Origin of the sequence: Pseudomonas sp. OF001, from assembly GCF_904426495.1 — a bacterium.
Classification (GTDB): Bacteria; Pseudomonadota; Gammaproteobacteria; order Pseudomonadales; family Pseudomonadaceae; genus Geopseudomonas.
Genome location: NZ_CAJGBM010000001.1, coordinates 246,382 through 269,796 on the forward strand (window position 1 = coordinate 246,382; position 23,415 = coordinate 269,796).

At 71.4% G+C, this 23,415-nt stretch carries 19 protein-coding genes; 17 read left to right on the top strand and 2 right to left on the bottom strand.

Translation table 11 applies throughout. The features are described 5' to 3' along the window. Positions 1 to 13: 13 nt before the first annotated feature. From iscU to der, 15 genes are all read left to right on the top strand, one after another. The gene (gene iscU / locus RA210_RS01055) at positions 14 to 400 is read left to right on the top strand and encodes a Fe-S cluster assembly scaffold IscU (RefSeq protein WP_136490931.1); all 387 of its coding nucleotides are present in this window, start codon (positions 14 to 16) and stop codon (positions 398 to 400) included. A gap of 11 nt (positions 401 to 411) precedes the next feature. Further along, complete coding sequence (gene iscA, locus RA210_RS01060; RefSeq protein WP_136490932.1) at positions 412 to 735, top strand: iron-sulfur cluster assembly protein IscA; 324 nt, start codon at positions 412 to 414, stop codon at positions 733 to 735. Between the two features lie 8 nt (positions 736 to 743). Beyond that, complete coding sequence (gene hscB, locus RA210_RS01065) at positions 744 to 1,262, top strand: co-chaperone HscB (RefSeq protein ID WP_201485128.1); 519 nt, start codon at positions 744 to 746, stop codon at positions 1,260 to 1,262. A gap of 42 nt (positions 1,263 to 1,304) precedes the next feature. Continuing rightward, the gene (hscA, locus tag RA210_RS01070) at positions 1,305 to 3,164 is read left to right on the top strand and encodes a Fe-S protein assembly chaperone HscA (protein ID WP_136490934.1); all 1,860 of its coding nucleotides are present in this window, start codon (positions 1,305 to 1,307) and stop codon (positions 3,162 to 3,164) included. A gap of 3 nt (positions 3,165 to 3,167) precedes the next feature. Beyond that, positions 3,168 to 3,506 carry an ISC system 2Fe-2S type ferredoxin gene (gene fdx, locus RA210_RS01075; protein WP_136490935.1) on the top strand — a complete coding sequence of 113 codons (339 nt, stop codon included), beginning with the start codon at positions 3,168 to 3,170 and terminating at the stop codon, positions 3,504 to 3,506. Positions 3,507 to 3,521: 15 nt separating this feature from the next. Then, on the top strand, positions 3,522 to 3,722 hold the full coding sequence (gene iscX, locus RA210_RS01080) for a Fe-S cluster assembly protein IscX (RefSeq protein ID WP_136490936.1): 201 nt from the start codon (positions 3,522 to 3,524) through the stop codon (positions 3,720 to 3,722). A gap of 214 nt (positions 3,723 to 3,936) precedes the next feature. After that, the gene (gene ndk, locus RA210_RS01085; protein ID WP_136490937.1) at positions 3,937 to 4,368 is read left to right on the top strand and encodes a nucleoside-diphosphate kinase; all 432 of its coding nucleotides are present in this window, start codon (positions 3,937 to 3,939) and stop codon (positions 4,366 to 4,368) included. A gap of 24 nt (positions 4,369 to 4,392) precedes the next feature. Beyond that, positions 4,393 to 5,541 carry a 23S rRNA (adenine(2503)-C(2))-methyltransferase RlmN gene (gene rlmN, locus RA210_RS01090; protein WP_136490938.1) on the top strand — a complete coding sequence of 383 codons (1,149 nt, stop codon included), beginning with the start codon at positions 4,393 to 4,395 and terminating at the stop codon, positions 5,539 to 5,541. An 18-nt stretch (positions 5,542 to 5,559) separates the two neighbouring features. Further along, a complete protein-coding gene (pilW, locus tag RA210_RS01095) occupies positions 5,560 to 6,321 on the top strand; it encodes a type IV pilus biogenesis/stability protein PilW (RefSeq protein ID WP_136490941.1) in 762 nt (253 codons plus the stop codon). Next, positions 6,318 to 7,403: a helix-turn-helix domain-containing protein gene (locus tag RA210_RS01100; protein ID WP_201485129.1), complete on the top strand. Its 1,086-nt coding sequence runs from the start codon at positions 6,318 to 6,320 to the stop codon at positions 7,401 to 7,403. The genes pilW and RA210_RS01100 overlap by 4 nt, the downstream gene beginning before the upstream one ends. 1 nt (position 7,404) lies before the next feature. Further along, positions 7,405 to 8,514 carry a flavodoxin-dependent (E)-4-hydroxy-3-methylbut-2-enyl-diphosphate synthase gene (ispG, locus tag RA210_RS01105; RefSeq protein WP_136491493.1) on the top strand — a complete coding sequence of 370 codons (1,110 nt, stop codon included), beginning with the start codon at positions 7,405 to 7,407 and terminating at the stop codon, positions 8,512 to 8,514. A gap of 9 nt (positions 8,515 to 8,523) precedes the next feature. Next, on the top strand, positions 8,524 to 9,813 hold the full coding sequence (gene hisS / locus RA210_RS01110) for a histidine--tRNA ligase (protein WP_136491492.1): 1,290 nt from the start codon (positions 8,524 to 8,526) through the stop codon (positions 9,811 to 9,813). 28 nt (positions 9,814 to 9,841) lie between these two features. Continuing rightward, a complete protein-coding gene (locus RA210_RS01115; RefSeq protein WP_136491491.1) occupies positions 9,842 to 10,486 on the top strand; it encodes a YfgM family protein in 645 nt (214 codons plus the stop codon). Beyond that, positions 10,486 to 11,628 carry an outer membrane protein assembly factor BamB gene (bamB, locus tag RA210_RS01120; RefSeq protein ID WP_136491490.1) on the top strand — a complete coding sequence of 381 codons (1,143 nt, stop codon included), beginning with the start codon at positions 10,486 to 10,488 and terminating at the stop codon, positions 11,626 to 11,628. Before RA210_RS01115 ends, bamB begins: the two co-directional genes overlap by 1 nt. 98 nt (positions 11,629 to 11,726) lie before the next feature. Next, positions 11,727 to 13,211, top strand: a complete 1,485-nt coding sequence (gene der, locus RA210_RS01125) for a ribosome biogenesis GTPase Der (protein ID WP_136491489.1) — start codon at positions 11,727 to 11,729, stop codon at positions 13,209 to 13,211. A 203-nt stretch (positions 13,212 to 13,414) separates the two neighbouring features. Here der and RA210_RS01130 read toward each other — a convergent pair whose 3' ends face one another. Both RA210_RS01130 and RA210_RS01135 read right to left on the bottom strand, forming a co-directional pair. After that, positions 13,415 to 14,659, bottom strand: coding sequence for a TIGR03862 family flavoprotein (locus RA210_RS01130; protein WP_442963358.1), 1,245 nt, complete (start codon positions 14,657 to 14,659; stop codon positions 13,415 to 13,417). A gap of 46 nt (positions 14,660 to 14,705) precedes the next feature. After that, positions 14,706 to 16,049 carry an MATE family efflux transporter gene (locus RA210_RS01135; protein WP_136491487.1) on the bottom strand — a complete coding sequence of 448 codons (1,344 nt, stop codon included), beginning with the start codon at positions 16,047 to 16,049 and terminating at the stop codon, positions 14,706 to 14,708. A 128-nt stretch (positions 16,050 to 16,177) separates the two neighbouring features. Between RA210_RS01135 and RA210_RS01140 the strand changes: the two genes are divergently transcribed. Next, the gene (locus RA210_RS01140; RefSeq protein ID WP_201485131.1) at positions 16,178 to 21,073 is read left to right on the top strand and encodes an alpha-2-macroglobulin family protein; all 4,896 of its coding nucleotides are present in this window, start codon (positions 16,178 to 16,180) and stop codon (positions 21,071 to 21,073) included. A 44-nt stretch (positions 21,074 to 21,117) separates the two neighbouring features. Beyond that, positions 21,118 to 23,409, top strand: coding sequence for a peptidoglycan glycosyltransferase PbpC (pbpC, locus tag RA210_RS01145; protein ID WP_201485132.1), 2,292 nt, complete (start codon positions 21,118 to 21,120; stop codon positions 23,407 to 23,409). Positions 23,410 to 23,415: the final 6 nt, after the last annotated feature.

A 23,415-nucleotide genomic window follows, 5' to 3' on the forward strand; every position in this document is an offset into this window, starting at 1 on the left:
GAGGAATACCGCCATGGCATACAGCGACAAGGTCATCGACCACTACGAAAACCCGCGCAACGTCGGCAAGATGGACGCGGAAGACCCGGACGTCGGCACCGGCATGGTCGGCGCCCCGGCCTGCGGCGACGTGATGCGCCTGCAGATCAAGGTCAACGACGAGGGCGTCATCGAGGACGCCAAGTTCAAGACCTACGGCTGCGGCTCGGCGATCGCCTCCAGCTCCCTGGCCACCGAGTGGATGAAGGGCAAGACCCTGGACGAGGCCGAAAGCATCAAGAACACCCAGCTGGCCGAGGAACTGGCCCTGCCGCCGGTGAAGATCCACTGCTCGGTGCTCGCCGAGGACGCCATCAAGGCGGCCGTGCGTGACTACAAGCAGAAGAAAGGCCTGATCTGAGGAGCACGTCCATGGCCATCAGCATGACCGAAGCCGCCGCACAACACGTTCGCCGCTCGCTGGAAGGGCGGGGCAAGGGTGAGGGCATCCGTCTCGGGGTGCGCACCACCGGCTGCTCCGGTCTGGCCTACGTGCTGGAGTTCGTCGATGAGCAGGCATCCGAGGACCTGGTGTTCGAGAGCTTCGGGGTCAAGGTGTTCATCGACCCGAAGAGCCTGTCCTACCTGGACGGCACCGAACTCGACTTCACCCGCGAGGGGCTGAACGAAGGCTTCAAGTTCAACAACCCCAACGTGCGCAGCGAGTGCGGCTGCGGCGAAAGCTTCAACGTCTGAGGCCTGCCGTGAGCACCTGCCACTTCGCCCTGTTCGACCTGCAGCCGGCCTTCGTCCTCGATCTCGACCAGCTCGCGGTGCGCTACCGCGAGCTGGCCCGCGAGACCCATCCGGACCGCTTCGCCGATGCTCCGGCGCGCGAACAGCGCCAGGCGCTGGAGCGTGCCGCGCAGCTCAACGACGCCTACCAGACGCTGAAGAGCCCGAGCCGGCGCGCCCGCTACCTGCTCGGCCTGCGCGGCGAACAGGTGCCGCTGGAGGCCACCGTGCAGGATCCGGCGTTCCTCCTGCAGCAGATGCAGCTGCGCGAGGAGCTGGAGGAGCTGCAGGACAGCGCCGACCTGGCCGGGGTGGCCGCCTTCAAGCGCCGTCTCAAGGCTGCCCAGGCCGAGCTGGAACAGGGCTTCACCGCCTGCTGGGACGATCCCGCCGAACGCGAGCAGGCCGAGCGCCTGATGCGCCGCATGCAGTTCCTCGACAAGCTGGCCCTCGAGGTCCGCGAGCTGGAAGAGCGCCTCGACGATTAACCCGCGCCTCCTGCGAGGGAGGTGCCTGATAACGCGAAGACCATGGCCCTACTGCAGATTGCCGAACCGGGACAGAGCCCCCAGCCGCACCAGCGTCGCCTGGCGGTGGGCATCGACCTCGGCACCACCAATTCCCTGGTCGCTGCCGTGCGCAGCGGCCGTACCGCACCGCTGCCGGATGCGCAGGGGCGGGTCATCCTGCCTTCCGCGGTGCGCTACCTGGCCGAAGGCATCGAGGTCGGCCATGCCGCCGTCGCTGCCGCCGCCGGCGATCCGCTGAACAGCGTCATCTCGGTCAAGCGCCTGATGGGGCGCGGCCTGGCCGACGTCAAGCAGCTCGGCCAGCAGTTGCCCTACCGCTTCGTCGCCGGCGACTCGCAGATGCCGTTCATCGACACCGTGCAGGGGCCAAAGAGCCCGGTGGAGGTCTCCGCCGACATCCTGCGCGCCCTGCGCGAGCGCGCCGAGGCCACCCTCGGCGGCGAGCTGGTCGGCGCGGTGATCACCGTGCCGGCCTACTTCGACGACGCCCAGCGCCAGGCCACCAAAGACGCCGCGCGCCTGGCCGGCCTCAACGTGCTGCGCCTGCTCAACGAGCCGACCGCCGCGGCGGTGGCCTACGGCCTGGACAAGGGCGCCGAGGGCGTGATCGCCATCTACGACCTGGGTGGCGGCACCTTCGACATCTCCATCCTGCGCCTGACCCGCGGCGTGTTCGAGGTGCTGGCCACCGGCGGCGACAGCGCCCTCGGCGGCGACGACTTCGACCACGCCATCGCCGGCTGGATCATCGAGCAGGCCGGGCTGTCCGCCGACCTCGATCCGGGCGCCCAGCGCCACCTGCTGCAGGTCGCCTGCGCCGCCAAGGAAGCGCTGACCGATGCCGGGGAAGTGACCGTCAGTCACGGCGACTGGTCCGGCACGCTGAGCCGCGCGCAGTTCGACGCGCTGATCGAGCCGCTGCTGGCGCGCAGCCTCAAGGCCTGCCGCCGCGCGGTGCGCGACGCCGGCATCGAGCTGGACGAGGTCGAGGCGGTGGTCATGGTCGGCGGCTCGACCCGCGTGCCGCGCGTGCGCGAGGCGGTGGGCGAGCTGTTCGGCCGCACCCCGCTGACCGACATCGACCCCGACGAGGTGGTGGCCATCGGCGCCGCCATCCAGGCCGACACCCTGGCTGGCAACAAGCAGGGCGAGGAACTGCTGCTGCTCGACGTCATCCCGCTGTCGCTGGGTCTGGAGACCATGGGCGGGCTGATGGAGAAGGTGATCGCGCGCAACACCACCATCCCGGTGGCGCGCGGCCAGGAGTTCACCACCTACAAGGATGGCCAGACGGCCATGATGATCCATGTGTTGCAGGGCGAGCGCGAGCTGGTCAGCGACTGCCGTTCGCTGGCGCGCTTCGAGCTGCGCGGCATCCCGCCGATGGTCGCCGGCGCGGCGAAGATCCGCGTGACCTTCCAGGTCGACGCCGACGGCCTGCTCAGCGTATCCGCCCGCGAGCTGAGCTCCGGCGTCGAGGCGAGCATCCAGGTCAAGCCGTCCTACGGTCTCAGCGACACCGAGATCGCCCGCATGCTGCAGGACTCCTTCGCCCACGCCGGCGAAGACAAGGCCGCCCGCGCCCTGCGCGAGCAGCAGGTCGAGGCCGAGCGCCTGCTCGAGGCCGTGCAGGCGGCGCTGGCCGCCGACGGCGAGCGCCTGCTGGAGGCCGACGAGCGCACCATGATTGACCACGAAATGCAGGTCCTGCGCGAACTGGCAGCCAGCAGCGATACCGCTGCCATCGAGCGCCAGGTGCGCCGCCTGTCCCAGGTCACCGACGCCTTCGCCGCCCGGCGCATGGACGCCAGCGTCAAGGCCGCCCTGGCCGGTCGCCAGCTCAACGAAATCGAGGAATAAGCCATGCCGCAGATCGTCTTTCTGCCCAACGCCGAGCATTGCCCGGAGGGCGCGGTGGTCGAGGCCAAGACCGGCGAGACCATCATCGAGGCCGCGCTGCGCAACGACATCGACATCGTGCACGCCTGCGAGATGTCCTGCGCCTGCACCACCTGCCACGTGATCGTGCGCGAGGGCTTCAATTCGCTGGAGCCGTCCGACGAACTGGAGGACGACATGCTCGACAAGGCCTGGGGGTTGGAGCCTGAGTCGCGGCTGTCCTGCCAGGCGCGGGTCGGCAAGGAGGATCTGGTGGTGGAGATTCCCAAGTACACCATCAACCAGGTCAACGAGAGCCACTGACTGCGGAGCCGCCCCATGAGCCTGAAATGGACCGATGTGCTGGAGATCGCCATCCAGCTGGCCGACAGCAAGCCGGAGGTCGATCCGCGCTACGTCAACTTCGTCGACCTGCACAGCTGGGTGATGGCCCTGCCGGAGTTCGCCGACGATCCCCTGCGCGGCGGCGAGAAGGTGCTGGAGGCCATCCAGGCGGCCTGGATCGAAGAGGCCGAGTAAGCGCCGGGCTCCAGGCGGCAGGGTGGAAAACGCGCACCGCGATTTTCCACCGCTGCCCCCGCGCAGGGGCACCACCCGGCGCGCCGGTACGCATTTCACAGCAACCCGCGTATAATCCGCGGGTTTCGTTTATCGGACTTCCTGCGCGCTGCCTCGCCTGCCGATGGCGGCGCGCTCCGGTTTAACCGTCAACCCTGCCTTCCGGAGTTATTCCATGGCCCTGCAACGCACCTTCTCCATCATCAAGCCCGATGCCGTCGCCAAGAACGTGATCGGCGAAATCACCACCCGTTTCGAGAAGGCCGGCCTGCGCGTCGTCGCTTCCAAGATGGTCCAGCTGTCCGAGCGCGAAGCCGCCGGCTTCTACGCCGAGCACAGCGAGCGCGGCTTCTTCAAGGATCTGGTCGCCTTCATGACCTCCGGTCCGGTCATCGTCCAGGTGCTGGAAGGCGAGAACGCCGTCGCCAAGAACCGCGAGCTGATGGGCGCCACCAACCCGAAGGAAGCCGCTGCCGGCACCATCCGCGCCGACTTCGCCGTCTCCATCGACGAGAACGCCGTGCACGGTTCCGACTCCGAGGCCTCCGCTGCCCGCGAGATCGCCTACTTCTTCTCCGCTACCGAGCTGTGCAACCGCATCCGCTAAGCGCGGAACGGTGAGGGTGAATCCATGACTGCAACGACTGGCAAGGTTAACCTGCTGGGGCTGACCCAGCCGCAGCTGGAACGGTTCTTCGAGTCCATCGGCGAGAAGCGCTTCCGGGCCGGCCAGGTGATGAAATGGATTCACCACTTTGGCGCCGAAGACTTCGACGCCATGACCAATCTCGGCAAGGCCCTGCGCGAAAAGCTCAAGGCCTGTGCCGAGATCCGCGGTCCCGAGATCGTCAGCGAGGACATCTCCAGCGACGGCACCCGCAAGTGGGTGGTGCGCGTGGCGTCCGGCAGTTGCGTCGAGACCGTGTACATCCCGCAGGGCGGCCGCGGCACCCTGTGCGTGTCCTCGCAGGCCGGCTGCGCGCTGGACTGCAGCTTCTGCTCGACCGGCAAGCAGGGTTTCAACAGCGACCTGACCAGCGCCGAGATCATCGGCCAGGTGTGGATCGCCAACAAGTCGTTCGGCACCGTGCCGGCCAAGATCGACCGCGCCATCACCAACGTGGTGATGATGGGTATGGGCGAGCCGCTGCTGAACTTCGACAACGCGGTCGCCGCCATGCAGATCATGATGGACGACCTCGGCTACGGCATCTCCAAGCGCAAGGTGACCCTGTCCACCTCGGGCGTCGCGCCGATGATCGACGAGCTGGCCAAGGTGATCGACGTGTCCCTGGCGCTGTCGCTGCACGCGCCCAACGACGAGCTGCGCAACCAGCTGGTGCCGATCAACAAGAAGTACCCGCTGGCCGTGGTGCTGGACGCCTGCAAGCGCTACATCTCCGGCCTCGGCGAGAAGCGCGTGCTCACCGTCGAGTACACCCTGCTCAAGGACGTCAACGACCAGCCCGAGCATGCGGCGCAGATGATCGCGCTGCTCAAGGATTTTCCTTGCAAGATCAACCTGATTCCGTTTAATCCGTTCCCCCATTCCGGTTACGAGCGGCCGAGCAACAATGCCATCCGCCGCTTCCAGGACCTGCTGCACCACGCCGGGCACAACGTCACCGTGCGCACCACCCGCGGCGACGACATCGATGCTGCCTGCGGTCAGCTGGTCGGCCAGGTGCAGGATCGCACCCGGCGCAGCGAGCGCTACATCGCGGTGCGCCAGCTGGAGAGCGAAGGCGACCAGCCCCGTTCCGTCGCACCGGGAAACTGACGAGGGAGTTCGTGCATGATGCTGTTGCGTACCACGATGGTCCTGCTGCTCGGCGGCCTGCTGACCGCCTGCGTGTCGACGGGGCATCAGGACCCGCTGAAGACCGCCGAGGGTCGTGAGGCGGCGCGCGATGCCTATGTCAAGCTGGGCATCGGCTACCTGCAGAAGGGCAATACCGAGCAGGCCAAGGTGCCGCTCAAGCAGGCGCTGGAGCTGGACGCCTCCAATGCCGACGCCCACGCCGCGCTGGCCCTGGTGTTCCAGACCGAGATGGAGCCCACGCTGGCCGACGAGCATTACCGCAAGGCGCTGTCGGCGCGCCGCGATGCGCGCATCCTCAACAATTACGGCAGCTTCCTGTTCGAGCAGCAGCGCTACCAGGACGCCTACGCGCGCTTCCAGGAGGCCGCGGAGGACAACCTCTATCCGGAGCGCTCGCGGGTCTACGAGAACCTCGGCCTGACCTCGCTGCGGCTCGGCCAGCGCCCGCAGGCGTTGCAGCACTTCGAGAAGTCGCTGCGCCTGAACCGCAACCAGCCGCGCGTGCTGCTGGAGATGGCCCAGCTGTCGTTCGAGGACCGCCAGTACGTGCCGGCGCGCGGCTACTACGAGCGCTACCTGGCCCTCAAGGGGCCGCAGGACGCCCGCAGCCTGCTGCTCGGCATCCGCCTGGCCAAGGTCTTCGAGGATCGCGACCGCGCTTCCAACTACGCCATGCAGCTGCGTCGCCTGTACCCGGGCACCGCTGAATACCGGCAATATCTCGCGGAGCAACAATGACCATGTCGCACATCGAAGCGGTGGGCGCGTCCTCGCGCAGCAATCCTGGCGAAATCCTCCGCCAGGCGCGGGAGGAGAAGGGCTGGCAGCTGGCCGAGGTGGCCGCCCAGCTCAACCTGACCGCTCATTCCCTGGCCCAGCTGGAAGCCGGCGAGTTCGACCGCCTGCCCGGGCACACCTTCGCCCGTGGCTACGTGCGGGCCTATGCCAAACTGCTCGGCCTCGACCAGGCCGAACTGGTCGGCATCTTCGACCACTACACCGGCACCGACGCCACCGGCAGCACCGTGCACAGCCTCGGCCATGTGCCCGAGCCGCTGCGCCTGTCGCGCACCGTGCTGCGCCTGGCCAGCGCCGTGCTGCTGCTGCTGCTGCTGGTGCTCGGCTACTTCTGGTGGCAGGAGCGTCCGGAGCGTCTGGCCGACCTCGGCGCGCTCGGCCTCAAGCACATCGAGGTGGAGAGCGCCGACGGCACCACCGAGCTGCACCCGCTCGACGAACCCGAAGACCAGGCGGTGGCCGAGGCCCTGCAGGGCGAGCCGACGCTGGCGCCGATCCCGGCCGAGGCCGGCGGCGACCCGGCGCCCGCCGATCCGGCTGTCCCGGCTCCGGCCGGCGAGGCGCCTGCGGCCCTGACGACTACTGCGCCGGTCCCGGCCGCGGCAAGCGCTTCAGCCGCCCAGGACGCCGCCCCGGTCGTGGCTCAGACCCCGATTGCCGCTGCGGCGAGCGCGCCGGCTGCCCCTGCGCTGCCCGCGGCCCAGCCGGCCGTCGCGCCGGCTGCCGAGGCCCCGACCGCGGCCGAGCCCGCGGCGCCTGCGCCGCAGGTCGCTGCCGGCGAGGGCCTGGTGCAGCTCAGCTTCAGCGCCGACTGCTGGACCCAGGTCACCGACGCCAACGGCCGGGTGCTGGTCAGCACCGTCAAGCGCGCCGGCGACAGCCTGCAGCTGGCCGGCAAGGCGCCGCTCGAACTGCGCCTGGGCAATGCCCGGGTCGCCCAGGTGCGCTACAACGGCGAGCCGGTCGAGCACCGCAAGAACATGACCGCCAGCGGCACCGCCCGCATCAAGCTGGGACAGTAACATGCACTGCCATTCCCCGATTGTGCGCCGCAAGTCGCGGCAGATCCGCGTCGGCTCGGTACTGGTCGGCGGCGATGCGCCGATCTCGGTGCAGAGCATGACCAACACCGACACCTGCGACGTCGCCGCCACCGTGGCGCAGATCCGTCGCCTGGAAGACGCCGGCGCCGACATCGTGCGCGTCTCGGTGCCGGACATGGACGCCGCCGAGGCCTTCGGCCGCATCAAGCAGCAGGTCCGCGTGCCGCTGGTCGCCGACATCCACTTCGACTACCGGATCGCCCTGCGCGTCGCCGAGCTGGGCGTCGACTGCCTGCGCATCAACCCGGGCAACATCGGCCGCGAGGACCGCGTGCGCGCGGTGGTCGATGCCGCCCGCGACAAGGGCATCCCGATCCGCATCGGCGTCAACGCCGGTTCGCTGGAGAAGGACCTGCAGAAGAAGTACGGCGAGCCGACTCCCGAGGCGCTGGTCGAGTCGGCGCTGCGCCATGTCGACCATCTCGACCGTCTGGACTTCCAGGACTTCAAGGTCAGCGTCAAGGCCTCCGACGTGTTCATGGCGGTCGGTGCCTACCGCCTGCTCGCCGGGCAGATCGAGCAGCCGCTGCACCTGGGCATCACCGAGGCCGGCGGCCTGCGCTCGGGCACCGTCAAGTCGGCGGTGGGCCTGGGCATGCTGCTCGCCGAGGGCATCGGCGACACCATCCGCGTGTCGCTGGCCGCCGATCCGGTCGAGGAGATCAAGGTCGGCTTCGACATCCTCAAGTCGCTGCACCTGCGTTCGCGCGGCATCAACTTCATCGCCTGCCCGAGCTGCTCGCGGCAGAACTTCGACGTGGTCAAGACCATGAACGAGCTGGAGCAGCGCGTCGAGGACCTGCTGGTGCCGCTCGACGTGGCGGTGATCGGCTGCGTGGTCAACGGCCCGGGCGAGGCCAAGGAGGCCCACGTCGGCCTCACCGGCGGCACCCCGAACCTGGTCTACATCGACGGCAAGCCGGCGCACAAGCTGGACAACGACAACCTGGTCGACGAGCTGGAGAAGCTGATCCGCCAGAAGGCGGCGGAGAAGGCTGCGGCCGACGCCAGCCTGATCGCCCGCAGCTAAGGAATTTCCGTGAGCAAGAACATCCAGGCCATCCGTGGCATGAACGACATCCTGCCGGAGCAGACCCCGCTCTGGCGCCATCTCGAGAACAGCGTCGCCGGCCTGCTCGACGGCTACGGCTACCGGCAGATCCGCATGCCGATCGTCGAGTTCACCGACCTGTTCAAGCGCTCCATCGGCGAGGTCACCGACATCGTCGAGAAGGAGATGTACACCTTCGAGGACCGCAACGGCGACTCGCTGACCCTGCGCCCGGAAGGCACCGCCTCCTGCGTGCGCGCGGTGCAGGAGCACGGCCTGATCGGCGGCGGCCAGCCGCAGAAGCTGTGGTACATCGGCCCGATGTTCCGCCACGAGCGCCCGCAGAAAGGCCGCTACCGCCAGTTCCACCAGATCGGCGTGGAGCTGTTCAACTTCGACGGCCCGGACGTCGACGCCGAGCTGATCGTGCTGACCTGGCGCCTGTGGGGCGTGCTGGGCATCCGCGACGCGGTGCAGCTGGAGCTCAACAGCCTGGGCAGCAGCGACGACCGCGCGCGCTACCGCGAGGCGCTGGTCGAATACCTGTCGGCGCGCTTCGAGCAGCTCGACGAGGACAGTCAGCGTCGCCTGGCCAGCAACCCGCTGCGCATCCTCGACAGCAAGAATCCGGATACCCAGGCGCTGCTGGTCGACGCCCCCAAGCTGGCCGACTACCTGTCCGAGGAGTCGCGCGTGCACTTCGCGGGCCTGAAGGCGCGTCTGGACGCCGCCGGCATCCCCTACGTGCTCAATCCCAAGCTGGTGCGCGGCCTCGACTACTACGGCAAGACCGTGTTCGAGTGGACCACCGACAAGCTCGGCGCCCAGGGCACCGTGTGCGCCGGCGGCCGCTACGACGGCCTGGTCGAGCAGCTCGGCGGCAAGCCGACCCCGGCGGTGGGCTTCGCCATGGGCGTCGAGCGCCTGGTGCTGCTGATCGAGACCCTCGACAAGGTGCCGGCCGAACTGGCCCGCCAGGTCGACGTCTACCTGGCCGCCTTCGGCGAGGCCGCCGAACTGGCCGCGCTGAAGCTCTCCGAGCAGCTGCGCGACGCCGTGCCGGGCCTGCGCCTGGTGGTCAACGCCGGCGCCGGCAGCTTCAAGAGCCAGCTGAAGAAGGCCGACAAGAGCGGTGCGCTGTTCGCCCTGATCCTCGGCGAGGACGAGCTGAACCAGCAGGTGGTCGGCCTCAAGCCGCTGCGCGGCGATGCCGCCCAGCAAACCATTGCCTGGGATGCGCTGAGCGCGCATCTCGCGGCTTGCCTGGCGCAAGCCTGAACCTGAATCGATCTAGGGAGTGACCGCGGTGACCTCGCGTACCGAAGAAGAAGAACTGGCGGTAATCAGGGACTGGTGGCAGCGCAACGGCAAGCCGCTGCTGGTCGGCGGCGCCCTGGCGCTGGTCGGCGTGTTCGGCTGGCAGGCCTGGCAGAACCACCAGGCCAACCAGAGCTACGCCGCCTCCGCGCTCTACCAGCAGCTGGTGGACGTCACCCTGAGCGCTCCGGGCGAGCCGGATGCCGGCAAGGTCAGCGACCTGGCCGGCAAGCTGAACAAGGACTTCGCCGGCAGCCACTACGCCCAGTACGCCAGCCTGCTGGTGGCCAAGGTGGCGGTGGACAACGGCCGCCTCGACGAGGCCGCCGGCGAGCTGCGCAAGGTGCTCGACAAGCCTGTCGACGCCACCCTCGGCGAAGTCGCGCGCCAGCGTCTGGCCCGCGTGCTGGCCGCCCAGGACAAGGCCGAGGAAGCCCTCGGCCTGCTGGCCGGCGAGGCCGCGCCGGCCTTCGTCGCCGGCCGCGAGGAACTGCGCGGCGACCTGCTGGTCCGTCTGGGCCGCGGCGCCGAGGCGCGCAGCGCCTACGAGAAGGCGCGTGCCGCGCTGCCGCAGGAGGCGGGCCTCGGCACGCTGCAGATCAAGCTGGACGACCTGGCCGACGGAGACGCCTGATGATGCGCTGGACTCATGCGGTAATGCTGGCCACGGCGGTGCTCGCCGCCGGCTGCAGCAGCAACTCGACCAAGGAGCTGCCGCCGGCCGAGCTGGAGAAGTTCGCCGAGGAAGTGCGCCTGGACAAGCAGTGGAGCCGTTCCATCGGCGAAGGCCAGGGTGAGACCTGGAACCAGCTGGAGCTGGCCGCCGAGGGCGACAGCCTGTTCGCCGCGGACATCGAAGGCCTGGTGGTGGCGATGAACCGCGAGACCGGCAAGGTGCTGTGGGAGACCGAGCTGGACAAGCCGGTTTCCGGTGGCGTCGGCGCCGGCTACGGCCTGGTGCTGGTCGGCACCCTCAAGGGCCAGGTGATCGCCCTCGACAGCGCCAGCGGCGAAGTGAAGTGGCGCGCCCCGGTGGGCAGCGAGGTGCTGGCCGCGCCGGCCAGCAACGGCAACGTGGTGGTGGTGCAGACCCAGGACGACCGCCTGGTCGCCCTCGACGCCACCAGCGGCGAGCGCCTGTGGAGCTACGAGAGCACCCCGGCGGTGCTGACCCTGCGCGGCACCGGTGCGCCGGTGGTGACCAACCAGCTGGCGGTGGCCGGCCTGTCCAGCGGCAAGGTGATCGCCCTCGACGTGCAGCGCGGCATCCCGGTGTGGGAGCAGCGCGTGGCCGTGCCGCAGGGTCGCTCCGAACTGGAGCGCATGGTCGACATCGACGGCGGCCTGCTGCTGTCCGGCGGCACCCTCTACGTGGTGACCTACCAGGGCCAGCTGGCCGCGCTCGACCTGATGAGCGGCCGTCCGCTGTGGCAGCGCCAGGCGTCCAGCTACGTCGGCGTGGCCACCGGCTTCGGCAACATCTACGTCAGCCAGGCCGGCGGCACCGTCGAGGGCATCGACGAGCGCTCGACCTCGGCGCTGTGGAGCAACGACGCCCTGGCGCGTCGCCAGCTGACCAGCCCGGCGGTGTTCTCCAGCAACGTCGCGGTGGGCGACCTGGAAGGCTACCTGCACCTGCTGAGCCAGGTGGACGGCCGCTTCGTCGGTCGCGTGCGGGTCGACAGCGACGGCCTGCGCGCCCGCCCGCTGGTGGTCGGCGACTGGCTGTACGCCTACGGCAACAGCGGCAAGCTGGTGGCCTACACCCTGCGCTGAAGGTACCGCCGGGAGGCGGTACACCTGTGAGCGGCCGCTGCAACTGACTAGACTGCAGCGGCCGTTGTGTTTTTCACGAATCACCCATGGAGAGCCGCATGGTTCCCGTTATCGCTCTGGTGGGACGCCCCAACGTCGGCAAGTCCACCCTGTTCAACCGCCTGACCAAGAGCCGCGACGCCATCGTCGCCGACTACGCCGGCCTGACCCGTGACCGCAAGTACGGCGAGGCGAAGTGGCAGGGTCGCACCTACATCGTCATCGACACCGGGGGCATCTCCGGCGACGAGGAAGGCATCGACGCCAAGATGGCCGAGCAGTCGCTGCAGGCCATCGAGGAAGCCGACGCCGTGCTGTTCATGGTCGACTCGCGCGCCGGCATGACCGCCGCCGACCAGATGATCGCCGAGCACCTGCGCAAGAACAACAAGCGCACCTTCCTGGTCGCCAACAAGGTCGACACCGTCGACCCGGACATCGCCCGTGCCGAGTTCAGCCCGCTGGCGATCGGCGACGCCTTCCCGGTCGCCGCCGCCCACGGCCGTGGCGTCAACGCCCTGCTGCAGGCCGCGCTGGGCGAGTTCCCCAGGGACGAGGGCGAGGAGGACGAGTTCGCCGAAGGCGAAGCTGGCGAGGAGGGCGCTCCGGCCGAGCCGAAGCAGCGCATTCCCGGCCCGGACGAGCACTCCGGGATCAAGATCGCCATCATCGGCCGGCCCAACGTCGGCAAGTCGACCCTGGTCAACCGCATGCTCGGCGAGGAGCGGGTGATCGTCTACGATCAGGCCGGCACCACCCGCGACAGCATCTACATCCCCTTCGAGCGTGACGAGGCCAAGTACACCCTGATCGACACTGCCGGCGTGCGTCGCCGTGGCAAGATCTTCGAGGCGGTGGAAAAGTTCTCGGTGGTGAAGACCCTGCAGGCGATCCAGGACGCCAACGTGGTGATCTTCGTCATGGACGCCCGCGAGGGGGTGGTCGACCACGACCTCAACCTGCTCGGCTTCGTGCTGGAGACCGGCCGTGCGCTGGTCATCGCGCTGAACAAGTGGGACGGCATGGACAGCCACGAGCGCGACCGGGTGAAGACCGAGCTGGAGCGCCGTCTGCAGTTCGTCGACTTCGCCGACATCCACTTCATCTCCGCGCTGCACGGCACCGGCGTCGGCCACCTGTACAAGTCGGTGCAGGAGTCGTTCCGCTCGGCGGTGACCCGCTGGCCGACCAGCTACCTGACCCAGATCCTCGAGGATGCGGTCAGCACCCACCAGCCGCCGCTGGTCAACGGTCGGCGCATCAAGCTGCGCTATGCCCACCTGGGTGGTGCCAACCCGCCGCTGATCGTGATCCATGGCAACCAGGTCGACGCGGTGCCGCGCGCCTACTCGCGCTACCTGGAGAACACCTACCGCCGGGTGCTCAAGCTGGTCGGCACGCCGATCCGCATCGAGTTCAAGGGCGGCGAGAACCCCTACGAGGGCAAGAAGAACACCCTCACGGTGCGCCAGGTGAACAAGAAGCGCCGCCTGATGAGCCACCACAAGAAGGCCGAGAAGAAGAAGAAGGACAAGCGCCGCTGAGGTCCTTTCCTGTTGCGAAAAACGCCGCCGGCCCGAGAGGGCGGCGGCGTTTTTCATGGCGCTGGCGCGATTGATCGTTCCCACGCTCCCGCGTGGGAATGCTGCACGGGGCGCTCCCGCGTCCCGGGGGCCGCCGCTAGGGGACGCGGAGCGTCCCGGGAGTCGTGCTCACGCGGAGCGTGGGCACGATCACGACGCAGTGCTCAGCGCCGCGCCAGCCAGCGTAGCGCGCCCAGTCCGGCCGCCCGGCCGCTGGCGAAGCAGGCGGTCAGCAGGTAGCCGCCGGTCGGCGCCTCCCAGTCGAGCATCTCGCCGGCGCAGAACACCCCCGGCAGTTCACTCAGCATCAGGTTGGCGTCCAGCGCCGCGAACGGCACGCCGCCGGCGCTGCTGATCGCCTCGTCCAGCGGGCGCGCGCGGACCAGTTCCAGCGGCAGCGCCTTGATCGCTGCGGCCAGGCGAGTCATGTCCTGGAAGGTGGCGGCGTCGGTCAGCTCGCGCAGCAGGCCGGCGCGCACGCCGTCGATGCCCAGGCCGGCCAGATGGCGGGCCAGCGAGCGCGAGCCGCGCGGTTTGTTCAGCGCTGCGGCGACCTGCTCGCGGGAGCGGTTGGGCAGCAGGTCCAGATGGATCACGGCGCGGCCAGCGTTGTCGATCTGTTCGCGGATCGGCGCCGACAGCGCATAGATCAGGCTGCCTTCCACGCCGCTGGCGGTGACCACGAACTCGCCCTGACGCGGGGCGCTGCCATCGAGACTGATCGCCACCGGCTTGACCGGCGCGCCGGCGAACTTGTCGCGGAAGAATGCCGTCCAGCCCGCCACCTCGAAGCCGCAGTTGCTCGGCTTGAGCGCCGCCACCGCGACGCCGCGCTGCTCCAGCAGCGGCACCCAGGCGCCGTCCGAGCCCAGGCGCGCCCAGCTGCCGCCGCCGAGGGCCAGCACCACGGCACCGGCTTCGATGCTGCGCGCGCCCTCGGGCGTGGCGATGCGCAGCGCGCCGGATGCGTCCCAGCCCAGCCAGCGCGCACGGGGGTGCAGTGCGACGTCCTGCTCGCGCAGGCGACGCAGCCAGGCGCGCAGCAGCGGCGCGGCCTTCATGTCGCTGGGAAACACCCGCCCGGAGCTGCCGACGAAGGTGTCGATGCCGAGAGCGTGGATCCAGGCGCGCAGGGCGTCGGCGTCGAACTCCTCCAGCAGGCGGCCGATCTCGGCGGCGCGCGCGCCGTAGCGCTGCACGAAGGCCGCCTTCGGCTCGGCGTGGGTTATGTTCATGCCGCCGACGCCGGCGAGCAGGAACTTGCGGCCCAGCGAGGGCATGGCGTCGAACAGCTCCACCTGCGCGCCGCCGGCGGCGAGCACTTCGGCGGCCATCAGGCCGGCGGGGCCGCCGCCGATCACGGCGACGCGGGGGGAGGCGGGAAGCGGGGAGCTGGACATGGCGGGCAGCGGACAGGGAAACGGGGCGGCATTCTAGCAGCTCGCCGCGCCGGGCTCAGGTCGCCGCGATCCAGCCGTCGCGCCGCTCGATGCGCCAGGCGCTGGCGCCGAGGATCAGGCCGCGCAGCGCCATGAAGGCGAGGAAGGCCAGCCACAGTCCGGCGTTGCCGAGGCCCTGCAGCCACCAGGCCAGCGGCAGGGCGAGGGCCAGTGCCAGCAGCATGGCGTCGCGCATTTCCCGGGCGCGGGTGGCGCCGATGAACAGGCCGTCGAGCAGGTAGCTCCACACCGCCAGCAGCGGCAGGACGGCGAGGAACGGCAGGTGGGCGTGGGCGATGGCGCGCACCGCGGCGATGTCGGTCTGCAGGTCGACGAACCAGGTGCCGGCGAACAGGAAGAAGGCGGCGAAGCCGAGGCTGGCGAGCAGCGACCAGCTGCCGGCCAGCCACAGGCTGCGGCGCAGCGCCAGGCGGTCGCGCGCCCCCAGGGCGTGGCCGCACAGCGCCTCCAGCGCATGGGCCAGGCCGTCGAGGGCGTGGGCGGTGAGCAGCAGGCCGTTGAGCAGCAGGGCGTTGGCCGCCACCGTGGCGTCGCCCAGGCGGGTGCCCTGCACGGTGACCAGCAGGAACACCCCCTGCAGCGCCAGGGTGCGCAGGAAGATGTCGCGGTTGACCGCCAGCAACGCCCGCCAGCCGGCCCAGCGGCGCAGCGCCGGCCAGTCGGCGCGCCCGGCGTATTCGCCCAGGCGCCGGCGGGCGAGATACAGGCCGAGCAGCGCGCCGCTCCATTCGGCCAGCACCGAGGCGCGCGCCGCGCCGGCCACACCCCAGTCGAGGCCATGGACGAACCACACCACCAGGGCCACGTTGAGCAGGTTGGTGGTCAGCAGCATGGCCAGCGGCGCGCGGGCGTTCTGGCTGCCGAGCAGCCAGCCGATCAGCGCGTAGCTGGCCAGTGCCGCCGGCAGGCCGAACAGGCGGATGTGCAGGTAGTCGCGGGCCAGGGCGTCCAGCTCCGCGCCCGCCTGCATCAGGCCGAGCAGCAGCGGCAGCAGCGGCACCACCAGCAGGCCGGCCAGCAGGGCGAACAGGCCGGCGAGCAGCAGGCCCTGGGCGAGCAGGGCGCGCAGGGCGCCGCCGTCGCCGCGCCCGCTGGCCTGGGCGGCGAAGCCGGTGGTACCCATGCGCAGGAAGCCGAAGGTCCACACCAGCAGGCTGTACAGGCTGCCGCCGACCGCGGCGGCGCCGAGCTGGTGGGCGTGCGGCAGGTGGCCGACCACCGCGCTGTCGACCAGCGCCACCAGCGGCACCGACAGGTTGGAGAGGATCATCGGGGCGGCCAGCGCCCCCACCCGCTGCCGGGTGGGGGCGTGACGCCAGGCGTCGGCAAGGGCGTTCATCGCGGCTCCATGGCAGGCGCGCCAGTATAAAGGTGTGCACGACTCGACGCTTGCGCGCAGGCCGCCCCTGAGCGCCAGGCCCTTCGGCTATAGTCGCAGCTCCCGCGTCCCCGATCTGCGAGCCCGCCATGTTGAACAAAGGATTGCTTCTGGCTCTCGCGCTGAGCCTGCTCAGTGCCTGCGATTCCCGCGATTCCGCCCCGGAGCCGGGCCGCGCCGCCACGCCGGCGGCCGAGCGCCAGGCGGCCGCGCCGCCGGATCGCGCCGCGCTGGCCGCACGGCATGCCGGTCGCGAGCTGAGCGTGGTGGATGTCTCCGAGGTGCAGCTGGACGGCGCCAGCGCGCTGTCGGTGACCTTCTCCGTGCCCCTCGATCCCGACCAGCCGTTCGCCGAGCGCCTGCACCTGGTCGACAGCAAGGACGGCAAGGTGGATGGCGCCTGGGAGCTCACCGACAACCTCAGCGAGCTGCGCCTGCGCCACCTGGAGCCGCAGCGCAAGCTGGTGCTGACCGTGGATGCCGGCCTGCGCGCGGTGAACGGCGCGCAACTGGCCCGCGAGCACGTCAGCCGCCTGGAGACCCGCGACCTGCAGCCCAGCGTCGGCTTCGCCAGCCGCGGCTCGCTGCTGCCGACCCGCCTGGCCGAGGGCCTGCCGGTGCTCGCGCTGAACGTCGAGCGGGTCAACGTCGAGTTCTTCCGCATCCGTCCGCAGGCGCTGCCGGCCTTCCTGGCGCGCTGGGGACGCAGCAGCAGCCTCGACGTCTGGGAGGCGGAGGAGCTGCTGCCGATGGCCGAGCTGGTCTACGGCGGCCGCTTCGACCTCAAGCCGGCGCGCAACACCCGCGAGACGCTGCTGCTGCCGATCGCCGGCCTCGAGCCGTTCAAGCAGCCGGGGGTGTACCTGGCGGTGATGCGCGAGGCCGGCCGCTACGCCCATACGCTGCCGGCGACGCTGTTCACCCTCAGCGACATCGGCCTGTCCGCGCACCGCTACCGCGACCGCCTGGACGTATTCACCCAGGCACTGGAGGGCGGCAAGGCCCGGGCCGGGGTGACGCTGGAGCTGCTCGACGGCAATGGCGCGCTGCTCGCCGGCGGCGAGACCGACGCGCGCGGCCACGCCCAGCTGCCGCTGCCGGCCAAGGCCCGCCTGCTGCTGGCCCGCCAGGGCGCGCAGACCAGCCTGCTGCGCCTGGACGGCGCGGCGCTGGACCTGGCCGAATTCACCATCGCCGGGCCCCGCGCGCAGCCGCTGCAGTTCTTCGTGTTCGGCCCGCGCGATCTCTACCGGCCGGGCGAGACCGTGCTGCTCAACGCCCTGCTGCGCGACGCCGACGGCCGCGCGGTCGCGGCCCAGCCGGTGAGCGTCGAGGTGCGCCGCCCGGACGGGCAGACCAGCCGCCGCTTCGTCTGGAACGCCGACGCCGCCGGCCTCTACCAGTACCGCCTCGAGCTGGCCGAGCAGGCGCCCACCGGACGCTGGCAGCTGCGCCTCGACCTCGGCGCCGGCGAGCCGCAGCTCCACGAATTCCTGGTCGAGGATTTCCTCCCCGAGCGTCTGGCCCTGGAGCTGGCCGGCAGCGAGCGGCCCCTGGCGCCGGACGCGGAGGTCGAGTTCGCCGTCAGCGGCCGCTACCTGTACGGCGCGCCGGCTGCCGGCAATCGCCTGTCCGGCCAGCTCTACGTGCGCCCGCTGCGCGAGGCGGTGGCGAATCTGCCGGGCTACCAGTTCGGCGACATTACCGAGGCCGACCTCAGCCAGCAGCAGGAGCTGGAGGAGCTGACCCTGGATGGCGAGGGGCGGGCGTCGATCCGCGTGGAGAACCGCTGGAGCGAGGCGCGCTCGCCGCTGCGCCTGATCCTCCAGGCCAGCCTGCAGGAGTCCGGCGGCCGCCCGGTCACCCGCCGGCTGGAGCAGCCGGTCTGGCCGGGCGAACGCCTGCCGGGCCTGCGCGCGCTGTTCGACGGCGAGGAGGTGGATGCCGACGGCCAGGCCGAGTTCGAGCTGCTGGTGGCCGACGCGGCCGGCAACAAGCTGGCCGCCGACAACCTCAGCGTGCGCCTGGTGCGCGAGCGGCGCGACTACTTCTGGAGCTTTTCCGAGAGCGACGGCTGGAGCCACGACTTCACCGAGAAATTCCTCACCCTCAGCGAGGAGCCGCTCAGCATCCCGGCCGGCGGCACCGCCAAGGTGAGCTTCCCGGTGGAGTGGGGGCCCTACCGCGTCGAACTGGTGGACAACGCCAGCGGCCTGCGCAGCAGCCTGCGCTTCTGGGCCGGCTACCGCTGGCAGGACAACGCCGAGGGCGGTGCGGTGCGCCCGGACCAGGTCAAGCTGGCGCTGGACAGGCCGGCCTACGGCGCGGGCGACACCGCCCGGGTCACGGTCACCCCGCCGGCCGCCGGCAACGGCTACCTGCTGGTGGAGTCCGCCGACGGTCCGCTGTGGTGGCAGGAGATCGAGGTGCCCGCCGAGGGCAAGACCTTCGAGGTGCCCATCGCCAGCGACTGGCTGCGCCACGACCTGTACCTGAGCGCCCAGGTGGTGCGTCCCGGCGAGCGCAAGGCGCAGGTCACCCCCAAGCGGGCGGTCGGCCTGCTGCACCTGCCGCTCGAGCGCGCCCCGCGCAAGCTGGCGCTCAGCCTGCAGGCGCCCGAGCGGATGCGCCCCGGCCAGCCGCTCACGGTCAGGGTGCGCGCGCGCAACGCCGACGGCAGCATTCCCGCCCGGGCGCACGTGCTGGTCGCCGCAGTGGACGTGGGCATCCTCAACATCACCGAGTACGCCACGCCCGATCCCTTCGCCGCCTTCTTCGGCCGCAAGGCCTACGGCGCCGACCAGTTCGACGTCTACGGCCAGTTGATCGAGGCCGGCCGCGGCCGGCTCGCCAGCCTGGCCTACGGCGGCGACGCCGGGCTGGAGGCCGGCGGCAAGCGCCCGGAAACCGGCGTGCTGATCGTCGCCCGGCAGAGCGAGGCGCTGGCGCTGGACGATCAGGGCGAGGGCGAGGTCAGCCTGGACATTCCCGACTTCAACGGCGAGCTGCGCCTGATGGCGCAGGCCTGGAGCGACGAGCGCTACGGCATGGCCGAGGCGAAGACGGTGGTGGCCGCACCGCTGGTCGCCGAGCTGGCCATGCCGCGCTTCCTCGCCGGCGGCGACGAGACCACGCTGGCCCTGGACCTGGACAACCGCTCCGGCAGCGCGCAGACCCTCGTCGTGCGCCTGGACGCCGAGGGGCAGCTGCGCCTGCTGGGGGACGCCGCGGCGGAGCTGCAGCTGGCCGCCGGCCAGCGCGCCACCCTGCGCATCCCGGTGCGCGCCGAGGGCGGCCTCGGCCAGGGGCGCATCCGCGTCGAGGTGGCGGGACTGGCGCTGCCCGGCGAGGAGGCGCCGCCCCTGCGCCGCGAGTGGACGCTGGGCGTGCGCCCGGCCTGGCCGGCGCAGCAGCGGCAGTTCCGCACGGTGCTCGGAGCCGAGCCCTGGAGCCTGCCGGCCGGCACCCTGGCGGACTTCGCGCCGGCCGGCCGGGAGGCCGTGCTGGCGCTGTCCAGCCGGCCGCCGCTGAATCTCGGCGAGCAGATCCGCGCACTCAAGGCCTATCCGTACGGCTGTCTGGAGCAGACCACCAGCGGGCTGTTCCCCTCGCTCTACGCCGATGCCGCCAGCCTGCGCCGCCTCGGCCTGGAGGGCGAGCCCGACGAGCAGCGTCGGCGCAGCATCGAGCGGGGCATCGAGCGTCTGCTCGGCATGCAGCGGCACAACGGCAGCTTCGGCCTGTGGAGCGCTGAGAGCGAGGAGGAGCACTGGCTCACCGCCTACGTCGGCGACTTCCTGCTGCGCGCCCGCGAGCAGGGCTTCGCCGTGCCGGAGGCGGCGCTCGAGCGCGCCACCGACCGGCTGCTGGCCTACCTGCAGCAGCCCGGCCTGATCGACGCCCACTACACGGAGGATTTCGCCCATACCCGCTTCGCCGTGCAGGCCTATGCCGGCTACGTGCTGGCGCGCAGCCGCCAGGCGCCGCTGGGTGCCCTGCGCAGCCTGTTCGAGCGTCGCGGCGAGGCACGCTCCGGCCTGCCGCTGGTGCAGCTGGCGGCGGCGCTCAAGCTGATGGGCGATGCCCCGCGCGCCGCGCAGGCGCTGGCCCAGGGGCTGGTCCTGGCGCGCGACGGCGAGCAGTGGCTGGCCGACTACGGCAGCCCGCTGCGCGACCAGGCGCTGATCTTCGCCCTGCTCGAGGAGCACGACCTGGCGGCCGGCCAGCGCGAGCAGCGCCTGTTCGGCCTGGCCGAGGAGCTGGCCGGCCGGTCGTGGCTGTCGACCCAGGAGCGCAACGCCCTGTTCCTCGCCGGCCGCGGCCTGCTCGGCCGGCCCGAGGGGGCCTGGACGGCGCAACTGGCCAGCGGCGAGCGGCGCATCGAACTGAGCGACGTCCGGCCGAACCTGCATCTGGCGGACGGCGAGCTGGCCGAGCCGCTGACCCTGCACGGTGTGGCCGGCATGCCGCTGTACCAGCAGCTCACCCTGTCCGGCTACCCGGCGCGGGCGCCGGCGGCCGGTGGCGAGAACCTGAGCATCGAGCGCGAGTACCTGCAGCCGGATGGCCAGCCGCTGGACGTCACCCGGCTGCGCAGCGGCGAGCTGGTGCTGGTGCACCTGGCGGTACGCGCCCGCCAGCGGGTGCCGGATGCGCTGGTGGTCGACCTGCTGCCCGCCGGTCTCGAGCTGGAGAACCAGAATCTGGCGCAGAGCGCCGCCAGCCTGGCGGACGCCGGCAGCCAGGTCGGCGACTGGCTGCGCGCCATGCAGGCCGGGCGGGTCCGTCACCAGGAGTACCGCGGCGACCGCTACGTGGCGGCGGTGGATGTCGATGCCTACGACACCACCCACCTGCTCTACCTGGCGCGCGCGGTCACCCCGGGCCACTACCGGGTGCCGCTGCCGCAGGTGGAGTCCATGTACCGGCCGAGCTGGCAGGCGCTGGGCCGCGCGCCGGAGCGCATGGTGGTGAGGGCTCCTTGAACGGCGGAACCCGCCCGGCGAGCCGGCTGCGCCCGTGGCTCGCGATGCTTGCGCTGCTGCTGGGCGGCCTCTGGCTGGCCGACCGGCTGTTCCCGCTGCCGCTGCCCGCGGACGACCGGGCCCGGGTGGTGCTGGCCGAGGATGGCTCGCCGCTGTGGCGCTTCGCCGACCGCGATGGCGTCTGGCGCTATCCGGTGCGTCCCGAGCAGGTTTCGCCCTACTACCTGGAGGCGCTGCTGACCTACGAGGACCGCTGGTTCCGCCAGCATCCGGGCATCAATCCGGTGGCCCTGGCCCGCGCCGCCTGGCAGAACCTCGCCGGCGGACGGGTGGTGTCCGGCGGCAGCACCCTGTCGATGCAGGTGGCGCGCCTGCTCGAGCCGCACGGCCGCGACCTGCCGGGCAAGGCCCGCCAGCTGTGGCGAACCCTGCAGCTGGAGTGGCATCTGTCGAAGGACGAGATCCTCGCCCTCTATCTCGATCGCGCGCCCTTCGGCGGTACCCTGCAGGGGGTGGCGGCGGCCAGCTGGAGCTACCTGGGCAAGCCGCCGAGCCAGCTGACCCGCGCCGAGGCGGCGCTGCTCGCGGTGCTGCCGCAGGCGCCCAGCCGGCTGCGCCCGGACCGCCATCCCGAGCGCGCCCGGGCCGCGCGCGACAAGGTGCTGCGCCGGCTGGGCGCGTTCGCGGTATGGCCGGCGCAACAGGTTGGCGAGGCCCTCGAGGAGCCGATCTTCCTCGCCCCGCGCCGCGAGCCGAGCCTGGCGCCGCTGCTGGCGCGGCGCCTGAACCGTGCGGGCAGCCCGCCGCTGATCCGCACCACCCTCGACGCCGGCCTGCAGCTGCGCCTGGAGGACCTGCTGCTGGGCTGGCGGGCGCGTCTGCCGGAGCGCACCTCGGCGGCCATCCTGGTGGTCGAGCATCCGGGCATGGCGGTGCGCGCCTATCTCGGTTCAGTGGATGTCGGCGACGATGCGCGCTTCGGCCATGTCGACATGGTGCGGGCGCTGCGCTCGCCCGGCTCGACCCTCAAGCCGTTCCTCTACGGCCTGGCCCTGGATGCCGGGCTGATCCACTCCGAGTCGCTGCTGCAGGACGTGCCGCGCCACTACGGCGACTATCGGCCGGGCAACTTCGCCGCCGGTTTCAGCGGTGCGGTCGCCGCCAGCGAGGCGCTGGCCACCTCGCTCAACCTGCCGGCGGTGCAGTTGCTGGAGGCCTACGGTCCCCGGCGCTTCGCCGGCGAGCTGCGCGCGGCCGGCCTGCCGATCCACCTGCCGGCGCTGGCCGAGCCCAGTCTGGCGCTGATCCTCGGTGGCGGCGGCACCCGCCTGGAGTCGCTGGTCGCCGGTTACAGCGCCTTCGCCCGCGGCGGTCTGGCGGCGCGCCCGCGCCTGCGCCCGGAGGAGGCGCTGCGCGAGCGGCGCCTGCTGTCGCCCGGTGCGGCCTGGGTCGTGCGGCGCATCCTCGCCGGCCAGGCGCGCCCGGAGGGCGAGTCGCAGGGAGGCACGGATCCGCGGAGCAGCCTGGCCTGGAAGACCGGTACCAGCTACGGCTTCCGCGATGCCTGGGCGCTGGGCGTCGGCCCGCGCCACCTGATCGGCGTGTGGATCGGCCGGCCCGATGGCACTCCGGTGCCCGGCCAGTTCGGCCTGGCCTCGGCAGCGCCACTGCTGCACCAGGTGCACGCGCTGCTGGTCGAACGCGACCGCCAGCGCGGCATCGCGGCACCGGCGCAGGTGCGCCCGCCGGAAGTCGGCGTGGCCGCGGTCTGCTGGCCGCTCGGCCAGCCCATGGCCCGCGACGATGCCAACTGTCGGCGGCAGCGTTTCGCCTGGACCCTCGACGGCACCGTGCCGCCGACCCTGCCGGCGGCGGACCAGCCGCTGGGCAGCGGGCTGCTGGAAACCTTCTGGGTGAATGCCCGCGGCCGCCGCGTGGCGCCCGGCTGCCCGGGCGCCGAGGCCCGCCAGCTGGCGCTCTGGCCGGCGCCGCTGGAGCCCTGGCTGCCGCGCCGCGAGCGGCGCGCCGCGCGCCTGCCGGCGGCGGATGCCGACTGCCCGCCGCCGGCCGATCTGCCGGCGGCGCCGCTGAGCATCGTCGGCGTGCGCGAAGGGGAGCGGCTGCGCCGCCCGCCGGGCAGCGGCGAGCCGCTGCGCCTGAGCCTGTCGACGCTGGGCGGCAGCGGGCAGCGCTGGTGGTTCGTCGATGGCCGCCCGGTGGGCGAGGCCGGCGCCGACGCCTCCTTCAGCCACGCCTTCGCGTCCGGTCGGCACCAGCTCGGCGTGCTGGACGAGAGCGGGCGGACCGCGCGGCTGGAGTTCGTCGTGGAGCCCTGAGGCGGC

Coding starts and splice junctions, on each gene's coding strand:
- RA210_RS01135 (WP_136491487.1), bottom strand. CDS start 16,049: ATGAACGCCCTTGCCGACGCCTGGCGTCACGCCCCCACCCGGCAGCGG.
- hscA (WP_136490934.1), top strand. CDS start 1,305: ATGGCCCTACTGCAGATTGCCGAACCGGGACAGAGCCCCCAGCCGCAC.
- iscX (WP_136490936.1), top strand. CDS start 3,522: ATGAGCCTGAAATGGACCGATGTGCTGGAGATCGCCATCCAGCTGGCC.
- der (WP_136491489.1), top strand. CDS start 11,727: ATGGTTCCCGTTATCGCTCTGGTGGGACGCCCCAACGTCGGCAAGTCC.
- fdx (WP_136490935.1), top strand. CDS start 3,168: ATGCCGCAGATCGTCTTTCTGCCCAACGCCGAGCATTGCCCGGAGGGC.
- RA210_RS01100 (WP_201485129.1), top strand. CDS start 6,318: ATGACCATGTCGCACATCGAAGCGGTGGGCGCGTCCTCGCGCAGCAAT.
- iscU (WP_136490931.1), top strand. CDS start 14: ATGGCATACAGCGACAAGGTCATCGACCACTACGAAAACCCGCGCAAC.
- ndk (WP_136490937.1), top strand. CDS start 3,937: ATGGCCCTGCAACGCACCTTCTCCATCATCAAGCCCGATGCCGTCGCC.
- bamB (WP_136491490.1), top strand. CDS start 10,486: ATGATGCGCTGGACTCATGCGGTAATGCTGGCCACGGCGGTGCTCGCC.
- ispG (WP_136491493.1), top strand. CDS start 7,405: ATGCACTGCCATTCCCCGATTGTGCGCCGCAAGTCGCGGCAGATCCGC.
- iscA (WP_136490932.1), top strand. CDS start 412: ATGGCCATCAGCATGACCGAAGCCGCCGCACAACACGTTCGCCGCTCG.
- pilW (WP_136490941.1), top strand. CDS start 5,560: ATGCTGTTGCGTACCACGATGGTCCTGCTGCTCGGCGGCCTGCTGACC.
- pbpC (WP_201485132.1), top strand. CDS start 21,118: ATGCTTGCGCTGCTGCTGGGCGGCCTCTGGCTGGCCGACCGGCTGTTC.
- RA210_RS01140 (WP_201485131.1), top strand. CDS start 16,178: ATGTTGAACAAAGGATTGCTTCTGGCTCTCGCGCTGAGCCTGCTCAGT.
- rlmN (WP_136490938.1), top strand. CDS start 4,393: ATGACTGCAACGACTGGCAAGGTTAACCTGCTGGGGCTGACCCAGCCG.